Consider the following 12,313-nt stretch of genomic DNA (forward strand, 5'->3'; position numbering starts at 1 on the left):
ATGTATCGACGGCTGGGGAGCAAGCTTTAGGTGATTGCTCCCGCTGCGTGCAGACGCCGGCAGGATCGGGCCAGCGCTAGCCCTCTGCACGGATGCGCTCGACCAGACGTGCCTGCAGCAATTTGAGCTCCTCGGGATCGGCCTTGCCCCGCCCATGTATACCCGCCTCCTCGCCCTCCCAGCGCGGGACGATGTGTACATGAATGTGGTAGACCGTCTGCCCGGCCGTAGCCCCGTTGAACTGCGCGATTTGCACGCCATCGGGCTTCAACTCGTCCACGACGATTCGCGTGAGCCGCTGCACCGCAGACATCATCGCATCGAGGGCCGCAGGCTCGACATCAAGAATATTTCGAGCCTGAGACGCTTTGGGAATCACCAGGACGTGGCCGCGCGATTGAGGAAAAATATCCAGAAAGGCCAATACATCGGCGTCTTCGTAAATCTTGTAGCACGGCGCGTCGCCGCGAAGGATTAGCGCGAAGATGTTCTGCGGATCGTAATCGCCGTGCAGGCTCATGATCATTCCCTTAAGCGGTTGTTAGGACAGTTGACTGCCAGCAAGCCGGCATCGATCGATCAGAAGGTTTAGCACAATCAACTGGCTGTTTTCCATAAAACGGGCAAAAGCCCCGGCACTTTGCAGTGCCGGGGCCTGAAGTGGCGTGGCGTCACGCCCGGTTTTTCAACGTGTCATAGGCTTCAAGCGAACGCAGCGAATAAATGTACGCGGCGCCGGCATTCAGCGAGATCGCGGTTGCCAGGGCGGCGGCCACCTCTTCGCGGCTGGCACCCGCCTTGATCGCCGCGTCGGTGTGCGCGGCGATACAGCCATCGCAGCGGGTGGTGACCGCGATCGCGATTGAAATCAGTTCGCGAGTCTTGGCATCTTTTGTTCAATCCGCTCAGTTTTTTTGGCAATGCTCTCAAATGAATGCGATCGATAGACTCATCAGCCTGGCCAATGTGCGCGGCAGCCTGGATCTACGCTGTCAGTTACAGGGCGACTGGGCTCTGGATCATGAACAGCAAGCCCTGGGCAGAGCGCCCTATCACATCGTGTTGGCGGGAGAGTGCCGGGTGGAGTTTCCCGACGGGCAGCGTTTACCCATGCGTGCAGGTGACATCCTGCTTCTGCCTCGTGGTGCGCGGCACCTGATGCACAGCCCTGGGAAAACAGTGGCGCCAACCTCACCGAAACTCGTCACAGGTGGCGCGTTGCCGGTCCATCGTATTGGCAACGCCAGTGCCGAACTGGACATGCTGTGTGGCGACTTTCACTTCAATCGGGCCTCACTGCTGTTTGCCTCCCTGCCCGAATACCTGGTCATTCCCAGCGGCGCGCTACCGGCCAACGGTCCGCTACCCGCGCTGGTGAACGTCATTCGTGCGGAAGCCGATGAGGACAAGGTCGGCGCTCGTTTTCTGCTCGATGCACTTTCCCAGGCGTTGTTCACGCTTATTCTGCGTGCGCATCTGGCAAGTCATGGCCAGGACAGCGGCGCGCTAGCCCTGTTGGGCGATAAACGTCTGGGAGCGACATTGCCGTGCAGGTCGGTTACCAATCCCAGGCGGCGTTCAGCATGAAATTCAAGGAGATTTATGGGCAAGCACCAGGAAGGGTGCGGCGTACGATCTAGCCTGTGGCGAGGGAGCTGGGGTGCGCAGCAGCCCTAAGGTCTGCCATCGCGGTGTGTCAGGCTGATTGTATTCAGCTCTTTTGGGGCTGCTGCGCAGCCCAGCGGGAGCAAGCTCCCTCGCCACGGGTTCTGTTGGGCTGGGCGATTGGGGCGAGAGATTGGCACCTGCTCAAACGTCCAGAACCACGGTCTCACTGCCCTGCGCCGGCACTGCGCAACAAATCAGTACCTCATCTTCGGCAACCGGCTCGGCCGGACTATTCAGATAATGCACCTGCCCCTGGCTCAACCGGGTTCTACAGGTGCCGCACGAACCGCCGCGGCAACTGAACTCAGGGCTCAGGCCCCGGGCCTCGGCAAGTTCCAGCAGGGTCCCGCTACCAGGTTCCCAGCGTGCCTCCTTGCCTGAGCTGGCGAACAATATCTTCACCGCCTCGCTCGACGCTGGCACTTGCTGGGCCGCTGGCACGCTGACTTCGGCGTCGCGCACCAGTGTGGACGGACCAAAGGTTTCAGCATGAATACGATCGTCAGGAATGCGCAACTTGCGCAGCCCGTCATACAGCGACTGGGTGAAGCTGCCGGGGCCGCACAGGTAGTAGTCGTAGTCATCGAGCGCCAGCAGTTGCTTGAGCAGCTCGACATCGATCCTGCCCGTCGCGTCATAACCTTGCCCGGCCCCTTCGCTGGGCGGTTGGCTGACCAGGCGCAGTACCTTTACCTTGCCTGCGGCGCGCTTGACCAGCTCATCGATTTCCTCGCGAAAGGCCAGGTCGGCAACCGTACGCGCGCTTTGCACCATCCAGACCGGACGCATCCGGCTCATGCGCAGGCCCTGATAAACCACCTCGCGCAACATCGACAACAGCGGCGTCACACCCACGCCCGCCGCCAGCAGCACCAAGGGCCGCCGCTCAGTGGCCTGAACCGTGAAATGCCCTTGGGGCGCTCGCGCCTCAAGCTCGTGCGCCACTTGAATCTGGTCGTGCAGATGCGCGGAGACCAAGCCATCACGCTTGACGCTGATGCGCAGGAAATCATCCGACGGCGCGCTGGACACGCTGTAGGTACGAATCGAGGGGACTTTCTGCCCCTCCAGCAAAATCCGCACGGGCAAGTGCTGGCCGGCGTCAAACCGGGGCACGCCCGCTCCGTCGGCCGCTTGCAGGTAGAAGGAGCGAATACTTTGGCTCTCATCCTCCACACGAACGACCCGCAATGGGCGCCAATGGGTCCGCAGGGCTTCGGCCTGCAAGCGCTCAGCGGCCTGTTCCCAGCTCCCGGTCATCAATGAGTAGGGTGAGTCGCCCGCGCTCTGGTCCTTCCAACGCAACGGGACTGCTGCCGGACGGTAAACAACGCGCTGTGGCTTGAAGCGCAGCAGCCGCTCGGCACCCTGGAACGCTGCTATTTCGGGATCCTCCAGCAACACTTGGGCTGAACCGGTCATTTGCAGAAGATCGCCGGTCTTGAAATCGATGAAGGTAAGGCCCGCACGGGGATTGAGCAGGATGTTGCCCAGGGTATTGAAGAACAGGTTTCCGGAGAAGTCCGGAATGGTCAGCGTGCCGTCCTCGTCCATGCGCACAAAACCCGGCTTGCCGCCGCGGTGGGATGCATCGACCTGCCGTTCGCCGTCGCGCTCCACATAGGTGGCGATATAAAACGAATCAGCCGTCGTGATCAGGCGCCGGGCCAGCGGGTCCGTCGCGTCCAAGTGCTGAGCGTCGCCGGCCTGTTCCCGGACAAAGGAATATTGGCGCAGGTTGATATAGCGAGGGCAATTGCCATAGGCCTGGCGTACGGAAATTTCCAACCCGCTACCGAGCAGACGGCGAATGTTGCCGTTCATGCGATTGCGCCGGCGGGTGTGCAATTCGATACCCAGCATGCCGATGGCAGCCCCCTCGCCCATTCCCTCCTGGGCCGGATCGCTGGGTTGCGGCTTGAGATTGATCTGCAGGGTTTGCGGATCAGGTGAGCTCATGAAGCCGGGTTTGCCGGTGCGCAGGGTCGCCCACACGTCACCTTGCCGGTCAACAGTGCCCAACACCACGAAAGGTAGTTGCGCGTAGAACTCCCGGTGCTGGTCCGGCATCCAGTCCCGCGCCAATTGCCGCTGGCCAACGCTGGTCATCATGTCGACCGCACCGACCGAGCGCTGCAAGGTCAGTTCACCTTCATGCCAGGGAGAGGGTTGTGGTTTCGAGGCTTCGTCCATCAGCTACTCCTCGCGCCCGCAGCCTTGCAGACTGCGTTGAGACGCTACGGTCAGGGGGACTGCGCTACGCCTCTTGCCGAGGGTGCATTGCAGGTGGGGTTATCTTCTTCCCAAAGGGATTGGGGAGGAATACGCACGAACTGCAATCCACTGTTTCACAAACTGGAATGAACACGTCCAGGGACGCGTACGGGGGCAATCACCAGGGCCGGACAGTCGGTCCGTTCACCGCTGAAGGTCAGCGCCCCAGTGCAAGAGCGATCTTCAGTTGCAAATCGTTTTCGGAGAATGGCTTGTGCAACACGGGACGATGGGCGAACTCGTTCGGCAGCCCGCGGGCACCGTATCCGGTGCTGAACAAAAACGGAATCTGCCGGGCCTGGAGAATTTCGGCAACCGGAAAAACCCGCTCGCCGGCCAGGTTGACATCCAGAATGGCCAGGTCAATTGCCACCCGGTTCGCTACTTCGCACGCCATAGCGAGCCGTGCCACTGACGCCACCACCACGCATTCGAGCTCTTCCAGCATTTGCTCGACCAGCATGGCGATTGCGCCTTCGTCCTCGACCAGCAGCACCCTGACCCCGGGAAACGCACTCATGGGCTTGACGCCCCGATCAGAAACGAGATTCGGCAGCAAACCCCCTTCGGGTCGAAGGTCAGGTCAAATGTCCCGCCCAAATCGCGCTCGATGCAGCGTTTCATCAAACGCGAACCCAACCCTTCCCGCTTGGGCTGGGCCACCCGTGGCCCACCCTGCTCGCGCCAGTCCAGGGTCAGTAGCATGCCATCGGATTGTGGTTGCACAACCCACTTCACTGAAAGTGTGCCCGTCTCTACTGACATCGCTCCGTATTTCAGTGCATTGATCGCCAGTTCATTGAGGGTCATGGTGAGGTTGAGGGCGACTCGGGTACTGACATCGACAGGGTCGCCTTCAACCACGATTCGATCGGGTTCCTGGCCGAATATCGGCATCAGCACTTCATGGGCAAGGGACCCCATTGGCGTCTGCCCCCAATGGCGCCGGGTCAGAAGATCGTGGGCCCGGGACAACGCAAGCAGCCTGGCTTCGAAACGCCTGTAACCGTCGTTCGCATCCTCGGCATTGCGCGCCGTTTGCGCCGCCAGGGATTGCACAGTGGCCAGGGTGTTCTTGACCCGATGGTTGAGCTCGTCAATCAGGGTCTTCTGCCGGTTCTCCGCCAGCTTTCGCTCGGTGATGTCCACCAGCATGTTGATGGCGCCCACCAGGTTGCCATCGGCGTCATGCAGCGGTGTGGGATAAGGCGCAAACGGTACACGAGTGCCATCCGGCCGCTCGGCAATGGCCTCGACACCGCGTATCGGGCGATTCTCCTTCAAGGCCACCGCCATCGGGCATTGGTCGTGGGCAAGCGCGCTTCCATCGGTGTTGAATAGTTTCCAGGTCACGCACCACAGGTCACCCAACTGAGGCGTGCGCCCGGACAACTCCACGGCCGCCCGATTGAAGAAGGTGATGCGCCCTTGTGCATCGGTTGTATAAACCGCCGCGGGCAGAGCCTCGAGAAGATTGCGCATATGCCGTTCGCTTTCACGAATCTGGCTTTCCATTCGCTGGGCGACGGTGACGTCGATGGTGAAGCAGCGCGTGTGGAAGAGCTTGCCGTCTTCGAACCGTCCATTGGAGGTAATCGCAACATGCCTGATCGTGCCGTCTTTGGCTCTCAGTCGCGCCGGGTAGCTGTCCAGGCTTTCGCCACTGCCAAGTTTGTTGAGGATGTCACCGATAACGGGCTCATCCACATGAAACTCGGTAATGTGGCGGCCGATATACTCTTCAGCCGTGTAGCCCAGCATGTTCAGCTCGGCCTTGTTGGCACGCTGGATAATGCCCGCGCTGCTGACAATGTGGAGCCCCACCGCGCTGTTTTCAAAAAAGTCCTCGAGGTCGGCGCTCTTGCGTCGAAGCTCCTCGGCCATCGCATGGTGCGCCGAGACGTCCTGGAAACAGTTGATCGCCCCTTGAATGACCCCGCACCGATCTCTGAGGGCTCGGATGTTCACAAGCGCCACGAGCCGCGTGCCGTCCGGACGCAGGATGATCACTTCCTGATTGCGTGTCGCAGCGCCGGTGGTGAGCGCCAAAGCCATGGGGCTGTCTTCGAAAGCCAGCGGCGTACCATCTGGCAAGGAAAGCCGGTACGAGCCGCAGAAGCGGTCACCGTTTTCCCCGATAACAGGAGTCCTACCCCATAGTTCGGCCGCTTCACTGTTGTACCTGACGAGCCAACCCTCGTGATCACAGAGGTATACCGCCCCTGGGATGGCGTCGAGCGCACTCACGCCCAGCGTGAGCAGGCTCTCGTATTCGCTCGGTGCGCAGATTTCCACGGGAAGCTCTTCAATGTTCGACATTTGGTAATCCTCAATCCGCCTGGCTGAAACGACCACGCTCCCCATCGCCCCCGGTTTTGCGCCGGAGTCGGTGATTCCAGCTCGGATATCCTTTTGAAGGCGGGTTCGGATATGTTTCATAGAGCTGCAGTGCTTAACTCTTGATCCCTATCCGCTTTGCTAGTTCATAAAACCAGCACGTCGTGAGCTTTGGTTCGCACATCCAGGCAGACTGAGGCGTTTTCTGGAAAATTTCCACGGTAAGTTGAGCGATACCGGCTTGAAACTCGGTTTTCCAGTTTTTAGGTTACGATGCGCGGACGTGAAGATCAGGAGATCTTGAGTATGACGTGTAGGGTAATCGTGGCAGATGACCACCCACTGTTTCGCGAGGGGATGCTGAAAACCATAGAGCGACTTCTGCCGACAGCCACTATAGAACAGGCTGGCAACCTTGATGAGGTGCTGGCTCTCGCGCGGTCAGGCGCGGAGGTGGACACGCTGATTCTTGATTTACGCTTCCCCGGTATCAAATCGTTGCAGGTCCTAGGCCATTTGCGCAACGAGTTCAAGCGCACCTCGATCATTGTGGTCTCAATGGTTGACGACATCGATGTTATTTCCCAAGTGATGTCACAGGGTGTTGACGGTTTTATCGGAAAGAATGTCGACCCCGCAGGCATCGCCGAAGCCATCATGGCGATTCGCGAAGGCGATGTGATCGTCAAATACCACACGGATAATTCGATCCTGGACGATCTGGAGCCAGAGGCGCTTTCCCACCTGACGGCGCGCCAACGCCAAGTGCTTGGCCTGATAGCGGATGGCAAGACCAACAAGGAAATCGCCAAGGAACTTGGCATTTCACCCTTCACTGTGCGCATCCATGTTTCAAGCTTGCTCAAAGCCCTGGGTGTCCCGACCCGCGCGGCCGCCGCGGCTCAATTCTCCAACTTCCCAACCGATGGCGGATGGTCAGGGAAACACAAACAGTAGGCGCGTTTACCTTCAGCATAACTTTGTGTAAAGCATCAGTATAAAAACACCGGTACGGCGGTCGCCAGGATCATATGAAGACTTATCCTCACCGCCCATGATCAAAGCTATAGCACACTTGTGCTATAGCGTCAGCCAGCCTCTGCCTCCTAATCTACACGTGCTCTATAAAGGCTGACGCGAGCACTCAAAACACTTAGACAACAAATAAGCCATGCGCCGGGCAGGTGACCGCGCGTATCGATGCTCTATGGCTTGCGGGCCCTATCGGGTTAACAGATCGCTTGGCTGCGCAACGCTGGGTCAACTTCGCTGCCTGCTCGGTCGAAGAATGGAACGGTCCTGAAAACACAACTCAAGGTGAGCCTCTATGTCCTTCAAATATGGAAAAACACTTAGCAGTGGAGTGGCACTGTGCGTGCTGGCTGGATTCATCAGCGGCTGCACAAATACCAGTGATTTGATGAACTCTTTGAACCCTGGCGCCAAGAAATTCGACATCACTTATCTGAAGCAGACGATCTATCCTGGCAAGACGACTAAAAGCCAGATCACCCAAATGTTTGGCGTACCCACAAATGAAAAACTCAATTCGACCAGTGCCAGCAACGAATCGAATTGGACTTACGAAAAGGGTGAAGAAGGTCTGGACAGGTACATGAAGCTGGCCCACAAATATGTATCGACCGAGACGAGACTGAAAATGTATGAGGCGTCGGCGCAACTGTCCCAAGCGCAACGCGTGGTCAATGACGTCAGCAGCGTAACCGGCAGCAGAACGCCCCAGAGCCAGACCCAGGGGACAGTTCTGACGATCTATTTCGTGGACGACGTAGTGAAATATTACCGGGTCTACTAAGATTCAGAACAACCCACCGGTTCGGCTCGCCCATGGACAGCATAGGTCTCGTGGGTTGCCGACCCGGTCATGAGGTTGAAGGTCAGTGGAAAAAAACAGCGAACTCAATCAGGCCACGCTACGTCTGATCGTCAGTGCCTGTGCGGTGCTGTACATCACCATCCTCGCTAGCGTCGAGCCCGATGATGCCGCTACCTACATGCCGATCATCATTTACAGCGTGGCCTTCATCATTGCATCGGTGTTCCTGCGCATACGCATCAAGCGTAAGCCGGGGCACTTCTTCTGGCGGCACCTTTTCACCATGCTCCATGACTACAGCGCCATCGCTTTCGCCATGGTGCTGGGGGGCGAAGGTGCCTTGCCCATTTACGCGGCACTACTCTGGGTTACGTTGGGCAACGGCGTGCGTTTCGGCTCCCGCTACCTGGCGCTGGCAACCGTCATCGCACTGTCGACATTGGTGCTGATTTTCTGGCTCAATCCGTTCTGGCGGACCCAGCCATACATGTTCCTGATGTTGATCGTAACCACCATCGTGGTGCCGGCCTATGCTCACGTTCTGCTCAAACGCACGCGAATAGCCTCCGAGGAGGCGATCACGGCCAACCTGGAGAAGTCTCGTTTCCTGGCCCAGGCCAGCCATGACCTGCGCCAACCGATCCACTCCATAGGCCTGTTCACCGCCTGCCTGCGCGACGCCAGGCTTGGCCTGGAAGAGTTGCGTCTGGTCGATAACATCGACCGTTCGCTGCACACCGTGTCGCAGCTATTTCGCTCGATCCTCGATATCTACACTCTGGACCACGGCAAGCTGGTGCCGCAGACAGACACGGTCCATTTGGGCACGCTGCTGCAGGACATCGTCGAACAGAACACCGAGGCGGCGCGCTGGGCGGGGGTTGAGCTGCGCTTGCGCGCCAGCCCTTATTGGGTAAACGTCAATCCTGGATTGTTAACCACCATGGTCCAGAACCTGCTGTCCAATGCACTCAAATATGCGCCAGGCCGACCGGTGTTGATCGGCGTCCGTCGCCAGGGCGCAGGCCTGGCCGTGGTGATCTACGACAAAGGACGTGGTATCGCCGCCGAGCATTTGCCCGAGGTGTTCAAGGAGTTTTACCGGGTACGGCATGTACGCGACAAGGATGTCGAGGGGTTGGGCCTTGGGCTGTCCATCGTCAAGCGCATCAGCCGGTTACTCAATGTCGATATCCACATCCATTCCAGGGTCGGACAGGGGACCAAGGTGGCGATCAGCGGCCTGGAGCAAGCGATACCGAAGGTCATGGCGCGCAAGGTGACGACGGCCCACAGCCGCCTGAATGGCTTGCGTGTGTGCCTGGTGGAAGACGATACCAACGTCTTGATGGCGACCTCGACACTGCTGGAAAAGTGGGGTTGCCAGGTGCAAACCCACAACGACGGCGAAGGGCTGACCAGCAATTGCGACATCATCATCGCCGACTTCGACCTGGGTACGAAGGTTTCAGGTTCCGAGTGCATCGCAGCGATACGCGAGCAGCGCGGCTGGGAAGTCCCTGCGCTGGTCATTACCGGGCATCAGGTAGAGCGGATACGCGAGTCCCTGCAAAGCCTGCAAATTTCGGTTTTGGCCAAGCCGGTGCGACCGCCGGAACTACGCACTGTATTGCTGGAATTGGTCAAAACAGAGGGACAGAGGTAGCTCGACGCTTCGAAAATCCCAGCAGCGCTATCGCCAGCAAGCTCGGTTCCCACAGAGATTGAGTGTGAGCCGGTCAGTCGAGCGATTGGCTCACAAACGCGGAATCAGAAGCCCGGCCCACATCGCCAGCGTCACCAACACCTGCCCCGGAATGACATACCCGGCAAAACGCCGCCCACCGCTGAGACAAGCCACCACGCATTTGCTCAAGGAGTTGCTACTCATTGCCATCAGGGCTGGCACGGCAACGCCGTCCATGGGCAACAAACCTGATTTTGCCAGGGAGGCGATGGAGGCTGTCGAGGCATGAGCATCAGCCAGTCCACTGAATATCGCGGTCACGATCACACCGCCCTGCCCGAAGCCATCGAGCATCGCCGACGACAGGACGGTAATCCCCGTCATCGCCAGGGCAACGGTCAAGGCCAATTTGAGGCTGAAGGCTCCGCCGTCCTTGATCGGTTCCTCGGCTCGCCCTCTGGGCCGAGGAAACATCAGCACGCCAGCGTAGAGCAGCGTCATCAATATGCCGCACAGCAACGGCCCCAACATCCAACGCAACAGCCCGGGCTCCACGGCAGCGAGGATCAGGCCGATCTGGGCCACAGTCGCCAGATTGGCTAACACCGCGGCGGCACTCAGCGTCTTGAGATTTAAAGGCTCCTTGGCAGCAATGTTGCCCATCGCCGCGACGGTGACTGTAGCGGAGGCAAAACCAGAGGCAATTGCACCCAGGGCATAGCCGTAGCGCGTACCAAGGGTCCGGACCGCAACGTGCCCCAGCGCGCCCACCGCCATCAACATGACCGTCAACATACAGATGGTGCGCAGGTTGATCGCATCGTAAGGTCCGAGAAAACGATCCGGCACCAGCGGCAACACAACCAGCGCGGCGATCAACAGCACCAGCCCGTCGCGCATCTCGGAAGCGGTCAATTGATCCCGGGCAAAATGGTGCAACGCCTGGCGACTGGCGAGCAGGCCGGCCATCACCACGCCAATCGCGATCGCGAGGGCCGGGGCGGTCATGCAGAGCGCCCCCAACGCCAGCGCCGCGAATAACGCCACTTCGCTGGTGATACCGGGGTCCTGGTCGAGGTTTCGCCAATACGCCGCCGTGACCAATGCCCCCAGCGCAAGCGCCACGAATCCCAGCAGCAAAACCCCGCCAGCCTGGACCGTGACGTACCCCAGCAACGAGGTAATGGCAAAGGTCCGCAGACCGGCGAAGTCGCGCCGGGCGCCCTCGCCCTTGCGTCGCTCGCGTTCGAGCCCGATCAACAGACCGATTCCGAGCGCAGCGGCGGCATTGGCAAAGCCCAGGGTTTCGCTCATAGCCTCGGTTCTATACTGAGTGTTCCGGTTGTACCTGAGTCCAGGGTAGCCCCTGGGAGGGTTTCATGATCAAACATAGCGCTATTGCCAGGCGCCGTGCGCATTGATGCCACGCTTCTGGCGTGAGCTTGATGTAAATCAAGTGACCGATGCCCGATACGATCATGATCAAACCCTGACTCCACGCGGCGTGAAGGCCGTCGGGTACCCATACGTCCATGCTCGGGAGGTTTGTCATGTCCACGCAATCACGCTTGATGTTGGTCGTCTCGCCGCTGATGGAACACAGTCCGGCTTTCGACCGGGCAGCGGCGCTGGCCAAGGCCGAAGGCGCCGCGCTGCATATCGTTGCCTTCGATTACCTCGAAGGCCTGGCGACCGCCAACCTGGTCAATGAGCAAGCCCTGGAGCAGATGCGCCTGGGTTACGTTGAACGCCATCGCCACTGGCTGGAGGAGCAGGCCCGGCCACTGCGCAAGCTGGGCATCGAAGTTACGACCGAAGTGGCATGGGTCGAGCGCCCGCTGCAGGAGATTCTGGTCCATCTCAAGGAGCAGCCGATGGATGCCCTGATCAAGACGGTAGAGCATGAATCCTGGTTCTCGCGCCTGATGTTCACCCCACTGGATGTGCATCTGCTTCGCGAGAGCGAAGTACCGCTGCATTTCGTCAACAAGGTCACTCACGCCCGTCCGCGCAAAATTCTGGCGGCCATTGACCCCTTTCATCTCGACGGCCGCTACGAAGGCCTCAACGACCGGATCCTGAGCGAAGCCAACAAACTGGCCGCTTCCTGCGATGCGAGCCTGGAAGTCATCTACGCTTATGACTTGTCGTCCATCACCGCCTCCGAATACGGTTTCGGCAGCGGCTCGATGTTCTTTTCCTCCACCCTGGCCCGACAACTCTTCGAATCCCAGGGCGAAGCCTTCGATACGCTGGCCGAGCGCAACGGCATCGCGCCGGACCAACGACGCATGATCATGGGCGACCCGGCCAAGGTGCTGGCCAGCTACGCGGCATCCCATGAGATTGATGTCATTGTCATGGGTCGCGTGCGCTACACAGGCCTGGACAAGCTGATCGGTAGCACCGTGGAAGGCCTGCTGTACAAGATGCCGTGCAGCTTGTGGGTGATTGCGCCGCAGCAGGTCGGTTGAAGGCATGAACGCCAACAGTGTAATGAGCACAGGGAA

General features: G+C 59.4%; 9 protein-coding genes and 2 pseudogenes. 5 read left to right on the forward strand and 6 right to left on the reverse strand.

Annotated elements, in window-relative coordinates; translation table 11 throughout:
* Positions 1–76: 76 nt before the first annotated feature.
* Together MA884_RS00945 and MA884_RS00950 are read right to left on the reverse strand one after the other, a co-directional pair.
* Entirely contained in the window at positions 77–520 is a 444-nt protein-coding gene (locus MA884_RS00945) for an HIT family protein (RefSeq protein WP_256228514.1), read from the reverse strand.
* 151 nt (positions 521–671) lie between these two features.
* A pseudogene (locus MA884_RS00950) lies at positions 672–890 on the reverse strand (carboxymuconolactone decarboxylase family protein); the annotation flags it as partial.
* Positions 891–930: 40 nt separating this feature from the next.
* Here MA884_RS00950 and MA884_RS00955 point away from each other — a divergent pair.
* Positions 931–1,640: pseudogene (locus MA884_RS00955) on the forward strand (cupin domain-containing protein).
* Positions 1,641–1,809: 169 nt separating this feature from the next.
* On the opposite strand, the gene MA884_RS00960 reads toward MA884_RS00955, so the two are convergent.
* The 3 genes from MA884_RS00960 to MA884_RS00970 form a co-directional block, all read right to left on the reverse strand.
* Entirely contained in the window at positions 1,810–3,861 is a 2,052-nt protein-coding gene (locus tag MA884_RS00960; RefSeq protein WP_256228516.1) for a pyridoxamine 5'-phosphate oxidase family protein, read from the reverse strand.
* Between the two features lie 238 nt (positions 3,862–4,099).
* Complete coding sequence (locus MA884_RS00965) at positions 4,100–4,462, reverse strand: response regulator (RefSeq protein ID WP_256228518.1); 363 nt, start codon at positions 4,460–4,462, stop codon at positions 4,100–4,102.
* A complete protein-coding gene (locus MA884_RS00970) occupies positions 4,459–6,381 on the reverse strand; it encodes a PAS domain S-box protein (RefSeq protein ID WP_256228520.1) in 1,923 nt (640 codons plus the stop codon). The genes MA884_RS00965 and MA884_RS00970 overlap by 4 nt, the downstream gene beginning before the upstream one ends.
* A 204-nt stretch (positions 6,382–6,585) precedes the next feature.
* Here MA884_RS00970 and MA884_RS00975 point away from each other — a divergent pair, with 204 nt between their 5' ends.
* The 3 genes from MA884_RS00975 to MA884_RS00985 all read left to right on the forward strand — a co-directional run bounded on the left by MA884_RS00975 (position 6,586) and on the right by MA884_RS00985 (position 9,782).
* Complete coding sequence (locus MA884_RS00975) at positions 6,586–7,236, forward strand: response regulator transcription factor (protein ID WP_256228757.1); 651 nt, start codon at positions 6,586–6,588, stop codon at positions 7,234–7,236.
* 370 nt (positions 7,237–7,606) lie between these two features.
* On the forward strand, positions 7,607–8,095 hold the full coding sequence (locus MA884_RS00980; protein ID WP_256228521.1) for a hypothetical protein: 489 nt from the start codon (positions 7,607–7,609) through the stop codon (positions 8,093–8,095).
* A gap of 85 nt (positions 8,096–8,180) precedes the next feature.
* Positions 8,181–9,782 (forward strand): hybrid sensor histidine kinase/response regulator, encoded by a 1,602-nt coding sequence (locus tag MA884_RS00985; RefSeq protein ID WP_256228523.1) that lies wholly within the window; start codon positions 8,181–8,183, stop codon positions 9,780–9,782.
* Positions 9,783–9,872: 90 nt separating this feature from the next.
* Here the strand turns inward: MA884_RS00985 and MA884_RS00990 are convergent, their stop codons facing one another.
* A complete protein-coding gene (locus MA884_RS00990) occupies positions 9,873–11,117 on the reverse strand; it encodes a DUF4010 domain-containing protein (RefSeq protein WP_256228525.1) in 1,245 nt (414 codons plus the stop codon).
* A 236-nt stretch (positions 11,118–11,353) separates the two neighbouring features.
* Here MA884_RS00990 and MA884_RS00995 point away from each other — a divergent pair, with 236 nt between their 5' ends.
* Positions 11,354–12,277: a universal stress protein gene (locus MA884_RS00995; RefSeq protein ID WP_256228527.1), complete on the forward strand. Its 924-nt coding sequence runs from the start codon at positions 11,354–11,356 to the stop codon at positions 12,275–12,277.
* Positions 12,278–12,313 lie beyond the last annotated feature (36 nt).

It is taken from the genome of Pseudomonas sp. Q11 (assembly GCF_024494355.1).
In the GTDB taxonomy this organism is placed as follows: domain Bacteria; phylum Pseudomonadota; class Gammaproteobacteria; order Pseudomonadales; family Pseudomonadaceae; genus Aquipseudomonas; species Aquipseudomonas hefeiensis.